The sequence below is a fragment of the Tunturiibacter psychrotolerans genome, from assembly GCF_051013365.1.
In the GTDB taxonomy this organism is placed as follows: domain Bacteria; phylum Acidobacteriota; class Terriglobia; order Terriglobales; family Acidobacteriaceae; genus Edaphobacter; species Edaphobacter psychrotolerans_A.
Genome location: NZ_CP132941.1, coordinates 4,723,828 through 4,741,533, shown reverse-complemented (window position 1 = coordinate 4,741,533; position 17,706 = coordinate 4,723,828). Strand labels below are relative to the sequence as shown.

The following is a 17,706-nucleotide window of genomic DNA, read 5'->3' as shown; positions in this document are numbered from 1 at the left end:
GCTGATGCTGCTGCCTACTGTGCTACGAAGCATGGGCTCGTAGAGCATAAGTTTCCTCTCATGGCTAAGAGAGGTGACCTCGTTGTCTACAACAACAAGGGCACACTCATCGCTGGCATCGTTCACCTGAACGGTCGTCACATAGTCTCCGTATCCGAAGATGGTCCCATGACCCTTCCGATCTGCGACGAACAGGGCAACACCAATGTAGTTCGCGCGTGGAGCGTCTAGTGAGAATCAATACAAAAGTAGTGACTGATATCGAGACTGGTGTTGTTCTCGAGAGAGAGTCGTACGACTACCCAGACACGCTCCCCGTCGATGAGTGCAATAAGGCCATCGAAGGCGCAGTGCTCCTCGGAGCAGCGGCCGTGCTTGGATCTGCAACCTTCGGCGTGGGGTTCCTTGCCAGCACTGCTCTAGCTGCGTTCATCAATTCGACGAGTGCCATCGCAATGGCCACCGTCAGCCTTGCCGGTACCCTCGCTGCTACAGGAGTGGCGTTAGAAGCTGGAGCGATCGCTCAGGAACTCGGCGGCACCAAGGGTGATAGCATCACCACCCGGCAGCCGGCACAGTCCCGGCAGATCATATACGGGCAGCAGCGGGTAGGGGGAATCGAGATCTGGCGCAGCTCAACCGGCAGCAAACATGACCAGCTGAACTATGTCATTGTTCTGGCCGGACATCCCTGCGACAGCATCGTGAATCTTTACCTCGATGGGCGTCAGGTTCACTGGGCCGGAGGAGTCGGCAACGAGACCAACAACGGTGTGAACTTCGGCGGCAACGCTGATGGGAACACCTACACCGGACCGGACGGAAACAAGTACAACTTCGGTGGACTCGTCTATTGCCACGCGACAATGGGCAACCAGACTGCTGGGACAGTAGATCAGGGCCTGACTGCAAACGATCCGCTGTGGGCAGCTGTTGGTGCCAACTCTCCATGGGTGGCCGGATGCACGTATGTCTATCTGAAGATCGAGTACGATCCGACGACGTTTCCGAACGAGCCAGAGATCCGATTCACCGTCAACGGCAAGAACAACATTTGGGATCCACGGACTCAGGCATACGGCTTCACGAACAACTGGGCTCTATGCGCTGCTGACGTGGTCACAGACCCGGTTTATGGGCTCGGCAGCAACAACGTCAATCAGGCTCAGCTGATCGCCGCTGCCAACGTCTGCGACGAACAAATCACCGTAGCTGCACTGGTGGCTGCTGGATCTATTCCGAACACAGAAGCTCAGTACACGACGAACTACCACTACGACACCAGTACTGCTCCCAATAATGTGCTGAGCACCATGTTGCTGGGAGCCGCGGGGAGGATGTCTCTGATCGGTGGCCAGTACTACTTGTTCCCGGCTTACTTTCAGGGCGCAACCTCAACCTTCGGAGCGAGCAATCTCACCGCGGGGTTCAAGTGGGACGGATACCGATCCGTCCGCGACCTCATAAACTGTGTCAACGGAACGTTCATCGCGCCAACCTTTCCCTATAGCGTTTCAGGCAACTTGTATGACCGAAACGGTTGGTACAACGGAACTCTCCAGGACAACTTCCAGTTTGCTTTCCAGCCAACCAACTTCCCTCAGTACGCGGATGACAACCTCCATGGTTTCCCTGCGGGAGTAAATGAATGGCTGACTGAGGATGCTGGTATCCAACATCCGATGGAGTTGACCCTCACCTCTGTCCTGTCAGTTACGCAGGCTCAGAGAGTGGCTTGCATCATTCTCCGTCGTAACCGCCAGCAGGGGTCTACGACTCTTGAGATGGGATTGGCAGCTTACGGCTTGCAGCCTGTCGACACGTTCCAGATGAACTTCCCGCAAATGGGTTGGACCAACAAGCTGTTGGAAGTCACTGGCACTTCCATCCATGTGGATAAGGACGATGACAGCGGTGCAATGACGATCCGCTACAACGTCAGTGTTCAGGAGACAGATCCATCGGTCTACGAGTGGGTTCCAGCTTCTCAAGAGCTTACACCGTATGCCGTACCAGCTTCACCGTCTCAGACACCTCGCATCCCGGCGCCTCCTACCGATATGCAGTTGTTCTCCGGCCCGAACGTTGCTCAAATCAATCCTGACGGCACGGTCAATAACTTGATCGTAGTTGAGTGGAACGCTCCGCTGGACAATCTGGCGACGTCGATCAACATCAACTACCGCGTCTCGGGAACAACTGGTTGGATTGGGTCTATTGGCGCATCGGTCACTCAGAACTTCCAGTGGATCAGTAATGTGGTCCCAGGACAGTTCTATGACGTTCAGATAAACAGCCAGCGTGCAGATGGAAACCAGTCGACCTGGGTGCAGCAACTCAGCTATCAGGTCTCACTTACGCCAACGTTCCTCGGAACGCTGGCTGCTCAGATTCCTGCTCTCTCAGCCGGTGCCTCTCTCGGAGGCACAGTTGCCGGTGAGATGCTGACCAATAGCAACTTCGTCAACGGATTCACAGGTTGGACACCATCTAGCTTCGGTTCGCCAACCATCGACACCACGCAGCACAAGGTGGGAAGCCAATCAGCCCGTCTTCAGGGAGGACAGATTACTCAGGCGGTCAATCTGGTCGCCGGTCACACCTACCTCTTACAGGCATGGGTGATGACAAACGGATCTGTCGTCGTAGATGGCTCGATGGGTGCTGGTGTAGACATCAACGATCCTTCGGGAGCCATCACGGTCCAGAAGGTCAACGGTGTATTGGCTACCTCAGCCACCTTCAAAGCTGCAATCATAGAAGTCTCAGCGGCGACGTCATGGACGCAAGTTCAGATGACGTTTGCTGTCGCTACGAGCGGCTCTTACACCATCGCCATCACAGACTCCTTTGGGGTGCTTCCGAGCAACTATCCAACGGAGACTTGGTTCTCTGGTGTATCGCTCACCGATCAGACGGGTGCTGCTGACGTCACAGGCGCACAGCCTATCGTCTATCTACCGTCTACTCAGTCGATCGTCCCCAACGGCAACTTCCCCCTGGGAACTATTCAGGGATGGCTCACCAATCCAGCGGCTCCCGGAACAATAGGCACTGACTCCTTTGGGCAACGCGTCTATATGCCGGGTAACTCCGGAGCATTTATGTTCTCACCAGCATTTTCGGTGGTTCCCGGCTCTAAGTACCGAATCATCTACACCGTTTATAACGGCTCAGGTTCAGGCGGTATCTATCTGCGTATTGCTTGGCAGAACAGTACAACGCAACCTGCCAATGTCATTCCGTCTGGAACGGGTGGTACGTCGAATCCGGGATTCTTTGACTTTCTAGGCAACGGAAGCCTGACTGCTACCCCCACGTCCTATTCATTCGAATGGGTGGCGGTAGCAGGAGTCAACTACGCTTCTCTCGCGCTGTATTGCGTTGGAGCTTCTGACATGGCTGTTCAGTCAGTCGCTGTTGAGCCGTATGTAGCTACAGGTCAGTATGGCGCTGACGTCACTGGAAGCAACACCTCCAACGACACCAGCAACGTAGACGGAATCCCGTCGTCAACGATCGCCAGCGTGGTTCCGAATGGATACAAACTCTTCATAAACTCGGGAGCGAGAACGTACTCGATACAGGCCATCTAACATGCCATTTCAAATGCGAGATGAAACTGCCGGGTTGGAGCTTCTCTATATCGACAACAGCGGCAATATGGGCCTGGGAGGGCTTCCAACGAACTCCCAGGCCATCACCATCGGAGCAAACGGGGTCGTATCGCCACTGGCTATCTTCACTGGCCCTATTGCTGTCGCCGGTGTGCCACTCAACAACACAGGTCAGATCATCATCGGACCTGGATCATCCTCGTCCGTGACGATCGAGTACATTCTGATTCCGTCGCTTTCAGCTACTACGACTCCTGCCAACTTGAGTCCGACGTCAGTCACGTGGACCAATCCAAACACAGGTGGGTCCCTGACAGTCACTTACGGAACGTGGTGAAAACATGCCAGTCACTTGGACAGACTCAACTTCAGGCAATCAGCTATTGCAGGGTGACAACTCAGCGAATGTGAACCTGGGTACAGGTACGCCCTCGGCTGCTCTCTCGGTGAATGGTTCATCCGTCATCAACTCCTCCGGGAAGCTGACAGGGAACACCGTCAACTCTACGGCTCTCATCCGCTACTCCGGTCAGATCACGGTGGCGGCGGCGGGTACAGCTAGTGTGAGTGGACTGCCCGTAGCGGGTCTCGGAAGCATCGATCAAGGTGGGTTGATTGTCGCCTTCACGATTGGCTCCGGATTCTCTATTGCCAATCCAAATCAGACCACTTCCAAAACCTTCAATTACGGGGTGATGTAAATGTCGATAACAGTGACAGATGTGACGGCAGGACTCCTGGTCCTGACGATCAACAACTCGGGTCAGATGTACTTCGGCGATGGAACTCCCGTCAACATGCTCACCCTGGATGGATACGGAATCATCGACAACAACGGTCACATCATTCATGGAGTTGGCTCTCCTGTACTGGCTTTCACTAGCGGTTCAGGAACCCTCGGATACGTTGGCTCTGGTGTCTCCAACAGCGCGACGATCACAACTCAGGCAGGCAAGCAACCGACTCTGCAAGTAGACAGTTCTTATCCGGGGCACAACGTTTACAACTTCACGATTGAAAGTGAAGACTACGTCCAAACGAACAACAACTGCCGGGTTCAAGTAAACGGCCTCACGGCGGGCTCATTTGGTCTGACTTGTCTGGACCTCATTCAAGGCAAGGGACTACCCGGCGGAAACACAATGCCCGGAGGCAATCCGAACTATTCCTACAGGTGGCTCTAAATGATTTACTTCATCGAATATGACTCTGCTGGTGACGTCTGCCACGTATGCGCGGACCCCAACGCGACCATCGTTCCGCTTGTGAACCGGGTGACGTTCAACAATGCTGACGGAACTCCCGCGAAGGATGCGAACGGGAACAACCTGTCTCCCTATGGGCTGGTCCTCGCCGACCCGGCTGGTGTCACGGTTGATGTCTACAACACTCTGATTGCTGGTGGAGTAGAGAACTTCACCTACAACCCGACAACTCAGACTGTCTCTCCGAAGGTAGCCAATGCCCCAGCGACTTCTTAATTCTCACAAACACTTCTGCTTCCACACTCCACGCGCCAACGTTCACCAGCATCCGGACCTGTACCGGTGTGCTCGCGGCGCCGCGCACGAGAAGCTTCTTGCCTCAACTACAGAGCACGTAAAGGATCACCACGTCGGACCAACTCGCATATACGCTCCAGCACCTGCCGTATTCCCACAGGGCTACGCTCATCCACCTGACACCATCATCCCTGAGATTGACTGCCCAGCTTGCAATGATCTAGCCGAGGCGATGTCGAAAGACTTCGCTCCCTGTACCGCGAACATTCACTTCGATATGGCGAAGCAGGCTGGCCTAGTCGACGAAGCGGGAAACGTATCGTGTCCCGCGTGTGATGGTCCCACGACTCTGGTCCCCGGACAGAAGCTGGCTGAGATCCACGCCAAGCTCTGCACTGACGAGACGATCCACTACCCCGAGATGCGTAAAGCTGGGACCGTTTCCGAAGCTGGCTATCAGACTTGGAAGGCAACTCTCACACACTCGGAACTGAACGGGTACTACGAGCGCACCCCGGTTCTCAATCTCATGGCGAAGTTCACGCATGATGAGACCGCACTGATGCAGACCGACATCGTCGCCTTCAACGCACTGATGAATCAGCGGCTCCGCGAGAGAGCCGAAGTCGCCCTCCTTCACCAAGTCCCCTACCGTCACAAGACTACCTCTCCCTCCGTTTCCCTCTAGCTCCAGCCCCATAAGGATCCCCAAATGAAACGACTGCTCAAAGCAGCCGCACTGTTGTGCGTGCTTGGCCTTACTTCGCTTTCTCGCGCGCAAATGACGACCATCACCGCGCACACCATCAAGATGGGTGGAATGACCGTAGCTTCCGGTACGGTCCTGTTCACGCCGGTCTCGTCCAGCGGTCAGCCGATTCCATTCACGCAGGGCGGCGGTGGACTCAATTCTCCTGCTGCGATTCCTTGCACGATCACGGGCGGCGCCATCACCGGAGTCTGCCAGATCCCCGATTCGAAGCTGACGACTCCAGCCAATATCCTCTATTCGATTCAGATCTCGGCCAGCAATCAGCATGCATTCGTTCTGCCGGCGGTCGCAAACATCACCGGAGCCACCTGGGCCCTGGATAGCTACGCGCCGCCTGCGCAGACAAGCAACTTCCAACAGATTCAGGTTGCGTACGGCACGGCGGCTCCTCCGAGCACCTGCGTAAGCCCTTCGTTCTATGTGCAGGACTATGAGGGTGGGCAACTTTATGTCTGCGTCGAAGGTTCGTTCGTTCTCGTGACGGGTAGCACTGCTGGCTCAGGTGCCACCGGACCTGCCGGTCCAATCGGTCTTACTGGACCGACTGGCCCTCAGGGAATACCTGGTGTTCAGGGACCTGTTGGACCTATCGGACTCACCGGAGCAACAGGATCGGTTGGAGCACAAGGCGTGGCTGGACCGACAGGTCTCACAGGCGCAACTGGTCCCGCTGGTCCAACCGGCCCGACCGGCATCACTGGAACGACTGGATCGACTGGCGCACAAGGCTCTATCGGACCTGCCGGCCCAACTGGACCAATTGGTCTGACGGGTCTAACCGGACCAACAGGTGCCACTGGCGCAACTGGTCCAGCTGGACCGACGGGTGCTACCGGCGACGCCAGCACAGTAGCTGGCCCAACCGGACCCACAGGTCCCACTGGATTGACAGGGTCTACTGGTCCACAGGGTGCGACTGGAGCACAAGGCCCGGCGGGTCCAACTGGTCCCAGCGGATCAATGTTCCCTGCTTCGTCTACGTCGCTTGGAACGATACAGCTTCCGGCAAACCAGACTTCAACGCAGCTGGCTACTGTTGCGATCTCTGGCTCGTACACCGACCTTGCAAACCTTCCTACTCTCGGGACCGCTGCCTATCAGCCACTCACTGCATTTGATACGGCCGGCGCCGCGGCTTCTGCCGCTGCTGCTGCTCAGGCTGCTGCGATTGCTGCGTCCGATACACTAGGCGCCGCCAATGCCGCCGTCGCCGCCGCGGCTTCCAATTACGTTCAGGTCGACACTGCCAACAACTCGCAACTGAACTGGCAAGTTGGAAGCGCTGGCGACTCTGCCATCACTGTCTCTAGTCCTGGCACGATCAAGCAAGCCTACTTCTCAGGCCCCGGCCAGATTGAAGAGTCGGATAATGGCGCACCCTGGTTCACTCCGGTGAAGCAGTTGGTTTCAGGCAGCCCTTCCACCCTGACGATCACTCAGTCCGGCAACACCGACACTCTTACAGTCATCGCCAACGGTGGAAACGGACCCTCGACCAGTGTGATCGGCGATCTTCCTTCCTTCAGCACGTTGACAGGAACGTTTGTCGACTCGGGAGTATTGCTGTCATCGCTCGCTCCTAAAGCGGGCGCGGCCCTCACAGGATCCACAGTTAACGGTGTCACACCCACCGCCAACGCAACAGGATTCTCGATTGCTGGTGGCACTACATCCAAGACTGAGACCTTCAACAACACGATGACGTTTGCTGGTAGCGATGGGAATACCTACACGTTTCCCCAGTACTCATCGATCATTCCCTCTGCCAACCAGACTCAGACCATCACCGCTTTGTGGACGTACGGTGCAGGTCTGTTGAAGCAAACCAACTTCCTCACCGTTACAAATTGCACCAACGCTACAGGCGCATGTTCGGGAGCTAGTTCGGTTGGAGCTGTGTCGATAACGGCTGGACTGACCAGCGTTACGGTCACAACGACAGCCGTGACGGCCAATAGCGATATCGTCCTGACCTGGGATTCCTCCCTCGGCACTCGTCTTGGGATCACCTGCAATACCACGCCAACCGTCCTTGCCGTAACAGCTCGCACTGTTGGTACGAGCTTCGTTGTCTCTACCACGGCTCCTGTTACAAACCCTGCCTGCTTCAACTACTTGGTGATCGACTAATGCGACGACCGTTTCTGTACCTATTTACGCTCGTCTGCCTTTGCATGGCTACGGTTCCAGCCTTCGCCACGGCTTATACCGCTGCTTGCACACCACTGATGATGCATGTCGGTGACGAAGTCCCTCCAGGCATCTACACCGTCGTCAGCAACGCAGCTCCCACCGTTCAGGTGGGGGCTGGCGCTGCTGTCTTCGCCACACCTCCACCCCTTTGCAGCCCATCAGCGACGAAAACGTCGACGGTGGGCAGCTTCAACTCGACGATGAATCCCGGTACCCTGGCGAACCCAGGCACCGACACCGTGACGTATGTCAATGGGACCATCACTGTCATCGCACCGACGGCGATCAACTCCGGCGCGAAGCTGAATGACTCGATCGCTTTCCCGCCTGGATTCTTCAGTGCTGGCGCGTATCCAGTCATCAACGCTATGAGCAACGGGATCTGCACTCCGGTTCCTGATGGCGTTACTGACAACTCCGATTGCCTGACGTATCTGTTCTCAATGATGCGCGGCGGCGATGCGGTGCAGGTCAGCTGCACTGGGACCTCTATCGTCACTGGCCTCAGCGGAACGCCATTCACCGGCATCACCACTGGCCCGATGTACATCAACGGAGCCATGCATCAGATTGCATCGGTTCAGAGTGCAACTTCGTTGACTCTGGTCTCAGGTGACATCTGTCCCACGATGACCAACAAGATCGCTCGATTGCCTCGAACCATGGTGTCGACGATCGCCGGCAATCCTGTTGTCACCTACGTCTCCGGACCTCAGTTCCTCGGAGCTGGATATGTTGCAGGTAGCAGTGCGACGAAGGTTCAGCTAAAGAGTGGGTTCTTCTCATCCATCGCCGCGGGATCCACGATCACAGCAACCCAGATGACTCTGGCGACGGCGCCGACGTTCACGTCAGCGGCGACCCCGATGTACAACGGCAACCTGTTCAATGGCACCACCAACGCAGGCTTCATTCCGTTCTTCATCTACTTCCCAGCTGGGGTGTATGCCACGAGTGACCAGATCACTCCACTTGGCGCGTACTGGTCAATGTGGGGAGATGGACCCTACAAATCGATCTTCAAGCTGTTGCCGAACTCGGCGGTCGGAAGTGTATCCGGGAGCTTCTGGAATCAGAACGCCGTCAACACCAACAACACCTACAACGTCAACATCTTCAACATCGGCTTCGAACTCGGCGCGGGCAATCCCAGCATCGACGTAACAGAGTATGTGCCATCGAACTACGCAGTGATGGGCAACATCGCCGCATGGGCTGATGATTCGAAGTGTCCTGCGGTTCTCAATATGTCGAGAGCAGAAGAGGGACCGGGTTTACTCAAGAACTTCTCGATGTACGGATGTGCTGAAGCAGTACTCGCGGGATCAACGACGTTCGCCATGACGGGCGAGAACATCACGATTCAGGGACAGACCTCAGTTGGCATCTTCGGAAACCAGCTGAAGACGTTCTGGAGACACCTGTTCTCGTTCCAACCGTTCGGCGTCCCGGCGATGACCAACCTGGATCTCAACTCCTCCGCTGTCGTGATGGACTCTGAAGTCTATGCGCTGAATGGCGCCATAGCCTTCAAGAACTCAAGCACCAGCGGCTTTCAGCCATCGACGTTCTTCATCAAGAACACGACGCTGAATGGGTACACAGCCAGCATCACCGATTGCGGGACTGGTACCTGCATCACGGACGCGCCGGGGAACATCACGTTCCACTCCACCGGCACTCCCCAGTCCCTCTTCGATACCGCTGTCACTCCGAACACTCTGAATCTTCCGGTACAGGAGACGCCAGTGGCGTCGGATCCGCCGGCGGCGACATGGTGTCAGTTTGGCGATGACATCTCGACCTGGGGAACAACCATGGCGGGATGTGGAGTCTCTACCATCTACGCGCCACCTGGTCAGTATGGACTCAACATCGTAGCAAGCGGCACGTATTCCATCACCGTCCCGGATTCGATCAACCATGTCAACTGCAACTACGCGGCGCCTCCACCGGGAACAACCTACAACATCGTCTTCACCATCGCAGGCGTCAGCACCACACCTCTGATCATCGAGGGATGCCCCGAAGGGCAGAACGGGATCATTCACACTGGCAGTCGTACAGTCGTCATCTTGAACGATAAGACGTCGAGCTATACGAGCTCGGCCGGCGCGGGCAATCTCTTCTGTGAGAACTGCATCTTGGGTGGCAGCACTCCTATCGTTCTGCAATCGAGCCAGAGCTTCTGGGCTCGGCAGCTGAATCAGGAACAGCCACTCACGGCCAAGCTGCAATGCAGTGGCTGCAAGATGTGGATACTGGGCTACAAGACGGAGCACAACGGATCGAACATCATCCTGACCGGAGGAGCCTACGCAGAGATCTACGGCGTATCCGCCTTAGGTAACCCTGGCGGAGGCCCCAACGGTACGATGTTCGAGCTGACTGATTCCAGCTTGTTCTTCACCGGAACAGCCCTCACCCAATGCACGATCACTCAAGGGTCTGGTGCCTGCAACAATCAATGGACGGACTGGGTTACCGAGATTCGACTGGGTGTGACTGAGAATTATGGCGTGCTGAACGCTACGACTGTCGGAGGGACAGAGAACATGGGAGCGTTCTACTCGTTTGGTGCGGCTGGGGGAAACTCTCCGTTGCCTCAACTGTTTCAGATCGGTAACTTCATACGACACGGCCGCTTCAACTAGCAACACAGAGCCCCTCCCTAACCGGAGGGGCTTTTTCACGTGTCGTTACTTTGCTTCGTTGTATTCAGGGCAATTGCCAAAGCCTGGGTTTGTTGAGCTCTTGATTTCCGGATAGTACTCGAAGCAAAGGTGGGTCCAGTATTTCTCCTTCGTCTGAGCGTCTTCATACTCGGCTTTGGCAATGATGAAATAGATCATCTTTCCCCCTTTCAGCAAATCAAGATCAGTTTGAGTCAAAGGGGACGGAAGGGTTTGATTGGTCGAAAAGACTTGACCGGGAATAAGGATCGATTTGCTCCCGACAGGCCCTGACTTAGCAAATTGCGTGTCAGGATCAGCTGGGAACGACGGTGCCGGGAATTCCCTTATACCGATAGATGTAATACGCGCTGACCTCTTTCCTGCGTTTATAAATAGGGCTGAGATTACAGCCGCGCTGCCGACCTCAAAACCGGAGACAGTGACTGAGCCTCCCACCCAGGGCCGATCAGATTCTAATGCCGTCGAGTTTGCCCCCTCAGTTGCCTTAGCGAGCCTTGCAGTCTGATCCGCACCTTTTGAAAGTTGCTTGGCCTGAAGATTGAGCTTCGCAACAGCATCCTTAACGCCCGACTGAATCCCATCTGCGGAAGTTGAGAATCGTTCAGCAGCGGCAGCATTCCTATCCGCAGCCGTAATCAGCTTGTCGGTCTGATTCGAGCCAGAACATGAAACGATCAACTGTCCAAGAGTCACACCAATTAGAGCTACGCTTGCTAGAGCCTGAATCCACTGCGAAACACGAGCAGGGTCAGTCTTAATCCACTGAAGGAATTTCTCTATCTGTCGGTCCAATTCGTCATCCGGCAGTTCGTACCCACTCTGCTGTTCGCCGTTCGTCGGGTCTTGCATGCCCGCAAGTCTAGCATTTGCAATGCGCCGATCCGATTTCCACGTATTCGCCTTTTGTTCGCTATATAATCCCGACATGAGACGCACGCATCCTCTTCCCACTGAAGTCAGCCTCTCTGATAAGTGTCCATCCTGCGAGAAGCTTATCCGTCCCGCCGATATCGTCCGACTGACCTTTGACTTCTCACGCTGTCCTCATTGTGGTGCCACCTACGCCACAGTAGACATATGGGGTAACAGCCGCACTGCTGTGTCGAGCGAGTAATCAGACATGGATCGTCACACTCCGCGGCATCGGATTTACATGACTTTCTTCCTCCGCGGCGGCTGGTATTGTCAGTTTCTGGAGGACGATCTGAAGACGTCTCTACCCCGGACACTCACCTTCCAGTCATCCGACAAAATCATGGCTATGGCGAAAGCCGGCGGAGCAGCCAAGCAGTTAGAGGACATAGCTGCGATCGATCATGCGATCGCAGTCGGCCGCGGAGGTATCTGGCTGAACCTGACTAGTGAACAATACGGTAAGTTGAAAAGGTGAGGATCGAATGGCAGAGAAGGTCAAGTTTAAGAAGCAATACAAGCCAATGGGCTTCGGAGATCGAGACGACCGCGGTTCAGTCGAAGCGCATCTGAGAGCTAAAGAGCAGGCGAAGGATATGCGCCAGTTCAATAAACGAATGAAGGAGCTTGAGGCTGAAGACGCACGGAGACGTGGCGGGATCATAACCAGGGTGATGCGCTTCTTCTCTTCAAAGCATCGGACACGGTAATGGACCACGACAAGCTCTTGGCCCTTTGGGATATTGAAGACATCCCTGCTTGTGATGTCGGCATGATCCTGGCACAGGCATTCCTGATCAGCTGTGGCGAAGGAGTTAATCGTCTAGGCACTGAGAAACCCTCAGACCGCATGAACAACATCCAATCTTGTTACACGGCCCTCGTCGAACATGGAAAAGGCTGTGACTCCTGCAACGAGGTCTAATGATGACAATCCCACTGGATGACAGCCGAGAAAGCAGCAAAGAAGACTACAGCGAAGGCGGCCTCAGCGGAGAGGCCACCGCCGACACAGAACCATTCATGCTGCGTAAGCACACAGATGAAGAGATCGCCGACTACGACAAGGGCTTTGAGTGTGGTCGGAGCGGTGGACAGAATGACGATACCAAGAGTGAGGCTTGGCAGAGAGGATGGGCTGAGTCTCAGGAGTGACCAGCATCTGAGCCGAAACCGCTAAGCTTTCTCCAGGGGGTTCGTTAGGACGAAGTTTAGAAACTGAATTCCTGTGTTCGTGATGGTTGTACTTTCCAGCACGTTGTTCTTCGGACTGAAAGGAATCAGACCTCTGTTGTAAAGATCAAGAATGAGGTTCTTGACCAAATCTGGTTTACTCGACAAATGGGGCATCACACCATAGATTCCTTGGTCTAGGGGGAGGCCCATAGCCACCCGAGTAGAATCGAAGACCTCTGCAAGACGCTTATGGGGATTCCGAAAGTAATTCAGCAGGGCGATCTGTGTAGGAGTCATCGTCTCAATCATCTGAAGAAACAGCTGAATTTGATCCTCGTCTGCTGAAGGGTTAAGAGCAATGTTTAGCAACGCATTGCGTAGCATGTCCCGTTTTGATTCCTGACGTGACGTAGCGGAAATCTTCACAGCTTGAGTAACAGCATCCCGAAAGAACCCATTGTTTTGCAGATCTTCCTTGGTGACCCCATTGGCACGAAGCAAGTCGACGACTTCAGCCAGAGTAATCAGAAATGCCTTCATGTTCTCTTGAACTGGTGACGCTACGAATAAGCCGTAAACCTCACCAAGCAGATTCCCGATTACCGGTATGGATGCCAACCCGGCTTTCGAGATGCTGTACGCAAGATCAGCACCCGTGGCTTCTGGAAACTGATCGACTAGCTTTTCAACTGGTTCGTTTGAATCGTCTGCCATCTCTGTTTGACCTCCGGTCACCAGCGTAAACGTTCCTGTTAAGCTATTGCACTATGGCAAAGGCACGCAAACAGGCCTCACATCCCACCCTTCCACTAGACACGCCTACGGCTCCCCGCATGCCTCGACTTGGTGAAAGGGTGATACCAGCTAAATCCGACTCAGTTTGGAAGATTATGAGTGTTCGCTCTGAGAGCTCCGTTGACATCGAACTGCCAGGAACCTACTTGACCAGATTTCGTCAGGATGTCAGCACTCTGAAGTTTATTGACGAGCCTGTTGTGAAAGCCCCTGAACTTTCTCGCGATACCTCTGCGATCTCCGAGCGCATCGCAACCATTCAAGAGAGAACCTCCAGCGTCTCGACGATGACATCGCCATCCTGACAAAGTATCTCAAGACCGAGGGCGCCCCGAAGGCCGCCATCGGTGTGCTCGAGACTCTCAGTCACGAGGTTCACACAAGCTGGCAGGTGGCTGTCGAGAAGATTGAGGAACTGATGGAGAAAAGCGCCTAAGCTCTCTCCTCACTTGTGCAAATCCCATATCCCCATGCAGATCATGAGAACAAATAACACAGCTAGACCGTAGTAGAGCACTCTCACTTCGCACCGTCCCGATAGCCGCCATTCTAGACCGAGTTCGAGGGTGGTAGGCTGTCAGCCATGAGATGGAACCTCGAACAATTCCTCGACAGCTACATGGGCGCCGGACTCTTCGGTCATCTCGGTAGACCAGTAAAGGGCTTCAGACGAGTCGAGGATGAAAGCTATACCCGGCTCTTGGCCTTCTGTGCCGCCTTCTGTCTCCTGTTCCTGATAGGAGGGATCATCTTCCTATTCACGGAGCATCACCTTCGCGCCTCGCTTGTGCTCCTCGCCTTTGGTGCTGTGTGGGTCTATGCCGGTTATGACCGGGCGCGTATGACCAAGTAGGACTCTACTTGGCAGCGATGGTGGACTGCGCACCCTTCATCAACTCCTGACCTTTAGCCTCCGCCTTGACCTCATCGCGCGTGTTGGCCAGGACGTGACCAAGTTCGTGAGCTATTACATGCCGCGGCTTAGCATCCTGATCCGGGCTGAGAGGGTGAAGCATCACCCAACCCCGCACGTAGGTTATCTTACGCTCCAGGTCTGTCAGCCCCATGATCTGGCCGTTGAGAGCCTTCGGGAAGCCAGACATGACCTCGATCTTCTGCCACGCTGACTCGTCACAGGCCACTATCCAGGTCCAGTTGGCTGGCGAGTGGAACTCGGCCAGCAGTGGGCTCACGATGCCCACTTCCTGGGTGCATTCGACCGGAATAACACCGGTTTCACCGAAGGTTGAGTAGTACTTGGTGGCGGCCCCGGCGGGAGAGGCAATCAGGCCTATAAACAATCCCAATGCAGTGAGATACGGGCGAAGTGCCCGTCGTATCTCATTATTCGCTTGCCGTATCTCAATCGTATCCCACAGGTTTCTGCTGGAGTTTCGATTGTCTGTAAGTTGTTGATTCTGTGGTGGCCCGGGCAGGAGTCCAACCTGCGACCTTCGCGTTAGGAGTGCGCTGCTCTATGCAACTGAGCTACCGGGCCACGTTTTGGTAGTGTATCGCGCAGGTTGTTGGTGCTGCGGTGGTAAACTTGGGGGTGGAGAGTTTATGCCTGAGATACAGCGTCGACGTGCGGTTACGGTGAATATTGGTGGGATTCGGGTGGGGTCGGATTCACCGGTTGTCGTGCAGTCGATGACCAATACAGATACAGCCGATGTCGAGAGCTCGGTACAACAGATCGCGGCGCTGGCTCGCGCGGGTTCCGAGATGGTGCGCGTGACGGTCAACAACGACGAGGCGGCAAAGGCTGTCCCGGCGATCGTCGAGGAACTCGCCAAGAAGGGCTGGTCGACTCCGATCATTGGGGACTTTCACTACAACGGTCACCTGCTGCTGAAGAAGTATCCCGAGACCGCGAAGGCGCTCGCGAAGTACAGGATCAATCCTGGCAATGTGTCGATCGGGCGGAAGGATGACGACAACTTCCGGACGATGGTTGAGGTTGCTGTCGAGCATCAGAAGCCGGTTCGGATTGGCGTGAACTGGGGTTCGCTCGATCAGGCGCTGTTGACGAAGATGATGGACGAAAATTCGAAGAGTGCCAATCCCCTGCCCGCTCGCGATGTGATGATGGAGGCGATGGTGGTGTCGGCTCTCGATAATGCTGCGGCTGCTGAGCGTTATGGATTGCGGCGAGATCAGATTATTTTGTCGGCCAAAGTCTCCGGGGTGCGGGACCTGATCGATGTCTATACCGAGTTGGCGAAGCGTTGTGACTATGCGCTGCATCTTGGGCTAACCGAAGCGGGGATGGGGATGAAGGGCATTGTGGCTTCGGCTGCGGGTCTGGCTCCTTTGCTGCTTTCGGGGATCGGGGATACGATCCGAGTTAGTTTGACTCCGACGCCGGGCGGGGACAGGTCGGAAGAGGTTCGTTGCGGGCAGCAGATTCTGCAGTCGCTCGGGATTCGCAGCTTCATGCCTCAGGTGACGAGCTGCCCTGGTTGTGGGCGGACTACCTCGACTTACTTCCAGGAGCTGGCGGAGCGAATTCAGGGCTATCTTGTGGCTTCGATGCCGGAGTGGAAGAAGCAGTATCCGGGAGTCGAGGAGTTGAAGCTGGCTGTGATGGGCTGCATTGTGAACGGACCCGGCGAGTCGAAGCATGCAAACATTGGAATCTCTCTGCCTGGAACGTTCGAAGAGCCTAAGGCTCCGGTTTATGTCGATGGCAAGCTGTTCACCACGTTGAAGGGTGATCAGATCGTCGAGGAGTTTCAGGTAATTCTCGATGAGTATGTCGAGAAGCGGTATGGACGGGTGCTGGTCGAGGTCTAAATACCTTTTCTTATTGATATCTGCTAGCAACGACGTGCATTTCAGCGTTTAGCCTTATGTCGCGGGTACCCCCCTACCCCCTTAGGGTATTTTGGACGTAAATTACTTATATTCAATAGGTTACAGGGTATCCTCGCCTGCAAAATATTCATAGCAAAGGAGTTACGCCTAAAATACTTGTTATCAATGGGTTGAGCCCCGGACTGAATCCAGGCCAGTTTGTTTTCGTCTCAGTAACAAGTATAGCTTTTGGCGTGAAACTAATGCGCCACATGGAAGTCACTGTTATGAAGGGGTTTGTTCGATCCTGGGCTTTACAGGTTTTGATGCTGTATTCCACGAAAATGCGGCCACCCGTGCACCGTTGTCCCTCTACTAGCGGCGTTCCCGATGCAGAATTATCCAGTTCCCCACTACATTCCCACCTCGTCACGTGAAGTCGGCGTGATCTGGACTGCTAATCCAGATTGAGGCTTCGAAAGTCGGACCTGGTTTTTGCGAAGTTGCCGAAGACCCACTTTTAGGCATTTCGGTACTACTTCGCTTAGCCGGTACTGCGCCCACAATCGAACTTTGAAGACCATGGGAATTCCGTTTGGGAGCTGAGCTGGGAAGACTAGTCCGCGAATTCGGATGGATTTCGATTTCAATGAGTCGCTTGTGCAAGTCGAAGGCGGCCGTCGGTGGTGCGATCGACGAGATATCGAGTCGTCTGATCGTCTTCGATTATCGCAATACCCGAGCTCGTGTACGCCACTAAGCGGTTCCCAGACGCGACGAATCCATTCACATCGTCCGGCAAATCATATTTGCGTACAGCGTGCGTCTTGCGGTCATATCGAAGTATGCCTGCTGGCGAGTCGCCCCATTCGCCAGCATGATAAATACTAATCCAGACCGCATCGGGTTCTACATGGATGGGCGAAATGGAGAAATCGGCCACCTCTGGTAGAGCGAACAGGTGATACTGACGATCGGTCGCATCAAAGTAGCCGAAGCTACCAACTCCGGTGTTTCCTTCTCCGTCGTAAAAAGTCTTGCCGAACCAGAGTTTGTCGCCTTCGAGCTGCACCGGACCGATGTATTCTTCGATAATTGTGCCCTCGCGTCGGTATCCGTCCGCCATACGGCCAGGGCGCGCCTTGGCGAAATCATCGTATGTGGACTGAGGCAACGGATACTTTTTGCTATGGCTGTCCACAATAGACGATGGATACTCCTTTCCATGTACGCTTGGGTGAATGTAA

At 54.9% G+C, this 17,706-nt stretch carries 18 protein-coding genes and 1 tRNA gene; 14 read left to right on the top strand and 5 right to left on the bottom strand.

What is annotated here, in order from left to right; genetic code table 11:
* The first annotated feature begins 60 nt into the window (after positions 1-60).
* The 9 genes from RBB76_RS19985 to RBB76_RS19945 are packed head-to-tail and all read left to right on the top strand — an operon-like array spanning position 61 to position 10,738.
* On the top strand, positions 61-231 hold the full coding sequence (locus tag RBB76_RS19985; RefSeq protein ID WP_429629459.1) for a hypothetical protein: 171 nt from the start codon (positions 61-63) through the stop codon (positions 229-231).
* On the top strand, positions 231-3,596 hold the full coding sequence (locus RBB76_RS19980) for a hypothetical protein (protein WP_429629458.1): 3,366 nt from the start codon (positions 231-233) through the stop codon (positions 3,594-3,596). Before RBB76_RS19985 ends, RBB76_RS19980 begins: the two co-directional genes overlap by 1 nt.
* 13 nt (positions 3,597-3,609) lie before the next feature.
* On the top strand, positions 3,610-3,954 hold the full coding sequence (locus RBB76_RS19975; RefSeq protein ID WP_433963456.1) for a hypothetical protein: 345 nt from the start codon (positions 3,610-3,612) through the stop codon (positions 3,952-3,954).
* 4 nt (positions 3,955-3,958) lie between these two features.
* Positions 3,959-4,318 (top strand): hypothetical protein, encoded by a 360-nt coding sequence (locus RBB76_RS19970; RefSeq protein ID WP_429629456.1) that lies wholly within the window; start codon positions 3,959-3,961, stop codon positions 4,316-4,318.
* On the top strand, positions 4,319-4,801 hold the full coding sequence (locus RBB76_RS19965; RefSeq protein ID WP_429629455.1) for a hypothetical protein: 483 nt from the start codon (positions 4,319-4,321) through the stop codon (positions 4,799-4,801).
* Positions 4,802-5,098: a hypothetical protein gene (locus RBB76_RS19960; RefSeq protein WP_429629454.1), complete on the top strand. Its 297-nt coding sequence runs from the start codon at positions 4,802-4,804 to the stop codon at positions 5,096-5,098.
* On the top strand, positions 5,079-5,807 hold the full coding sequence (locus tag RBB76_RS19955) for a hypothetical protein (protein ID WP_429629453.1): 729 nt from the start codon (positions 5,079-5,081) through the stop codon (positions 5,805-5,807). The genes RBB76_RS19960 and RBB76_RS19955 overlap by 20 nt, the downstream gene beginning before the upstream one ends.
* A 24-nt stretch (positions 5,808-5,831) precedes the next feature.
* Positions 5,832-8,021: a hypothetical protein gene (locus RBB76_RS19950; protein WP_429629452.1), complete on the top strand. Its 2,190-nt coding sequence runs from the start codon at positions 5,832-5,834 to the stop codon at positions 8,019-8,021.
* Entirely contained in the window at positions 8,021-10,738 is a 2,718-nt protein-coding gene (locus RBB76_RS19945) for a hypothetical protein (protein ID WP_429629451.1), read from the top strand. The genes RBB76_RS19950 and RBB76_RS19945 overlap by 1 nt, the downstream gene beginning before the upstream one ends.
* A gap of 45 nt (positions 10,739-10,783) precedes the next feature.
* Here the strand turns inward: RBB76_RS19945 and RBB76_RS19940 are convergent, their stop codons facing one another.
* Complete coding sequence (locus RBB76_RS19940) at positions 10,784-11,707, bottom strand: hypothetical protein (protein WP_429629450.1); 924 nt, start codon at positions 11,705-11,707, stop codon at positions 10,784-10,786.
* Positions 11,708-11,900: 193 nt separating this feature from the next.
* On the opposite strand from RBB76_RS19940, the gene RBB76_RS19935 reads away from it, so the two are divergent.
* From RBB76_RS19935 to RBB76_RS19925, 3 genes are all read left to right on the top strand, one after another.
* Complete coding sequence (locus RBB76_RS19935) at positions 11,901-12,170, top strand: hypothetical protein (protein WP_429629449.1); 270 nt, start codon at positions 11,901-11,903, stop codon at positions 12,168-12,170.
* Positions 12,171-12,177: 7 nt separating this feature from the next.
* The gene (locus RBB76_RS19930) at positions 12,178-12,402 is read left to right on the top strand and encodes a hypothetical protein (protein WP_429629448.1); all 225 of its coding nucleotides are present in this window, start codon (positions 12,178-12,180) and stop codon (positions 12,400-12,402) included.
* A 214-nt stretch (positions 12,403-12,616) separates the two neighbouring features.
* Entirely contained in the window at positions 12,617-12,847 is a 231-nt protein-coding gene (locus RBB76_RS19925) for a hypothetical protein (protein WP_429629447.1), read from the top strand.
* 21 nt (positions 12,848-12,868) lie between these two features.
* Here RBB76_RS19925 and RBB76_RS19920 read toward each other — a convergent pair whose 3' ends face one another.
* Entirely contained in the window at positions 12,869-13,582 is a 714-nt protein-coding gene (locus tag RBB76_RS19920) for a hypothetical protein (RefSeq protein ID WP_429629446.1), read from the bottom strand.
* Positions 13,583-14,246: 664 nt separating this feature from the next.
* On the opposite strand from RBB76_RS19920, the gene RBB76_RS19915 reads away from it, so the two are divergent.
* Positions 14,247-14,516 carry a hypothetical protein gene (locus RBB76_RS19915; RefSeq protein ID WP_429629445.1) on the top strand — a complete coding sequence of 90 codons (270 nt, stop codon included), beginning with the start codon at positions 14,247-14,249 and terminating at the stop codon, positions 14,514-14,516.
* A 4-nt stretch (positions 14,517-14,520) separates the two neighbouring features.
* On the opposite strand, the gene RBB76_RS19910 is transcribed toward RBB76_RS19915, so the two are convergent.
* Together RBB76_RS19910 and RBB76_RS19905 are read right to left on the bottom strand one after the other, a co-directional pair.
* The gene (locus tag RBB76_RS19910) at positions 14,521-14,970 is read right to left on the bottom strand and encodes a hypothetical protein (RefSeq protein WP_429629444.1); all 450 of its coding nucleotides are present in this window, start codon (positions 14,968-14,970) and stop codon (positions 14,521-14,523) included.
* Between the two features lie 114 nt (positions 14,971-15,084).
* Positions 15,085-15,161 (bottom strand) — tRNA-Arg (locus tag RBB76_RS19905).
* Positions 15,162-15,226: 65 nt separating this feature from the next.
* Between RBB76_RS19905 and ispG the strand changes: the two genes are divergently transcribed.
* Positions 15,227-16,459, top strand: coding sequence for a flavodoxin-dependent (E)-4-hydroxy-3-methylbut-2-enyl-diphosphate synthase (gene ispG, locus RBB76_RS19900; RefSeq protein ID WP_429629443.1), 1,233 nt, complete (start codon positions 15,227-15,229; stop codon positions 16,457-16,459).
* A gap of 646 nt (positions 16,460-17,105) precedes the next feature.
* On the opposite strand, the gene RBB76_RS19895 is transcribed toward ispG, so the two are convergent.
* Complete coding sequence (locus tag RBB76_RS19895; RefSeq protein WP_429629442.1) at positions 17,106-17,660, bottom strand: hypothetical protein; 555 nt, start codon at positions 17,658-17,660, stop codon at positions 17,106-17,108.
* Positions 17,661-17,706: the final 46 nt, after the last annotated feature.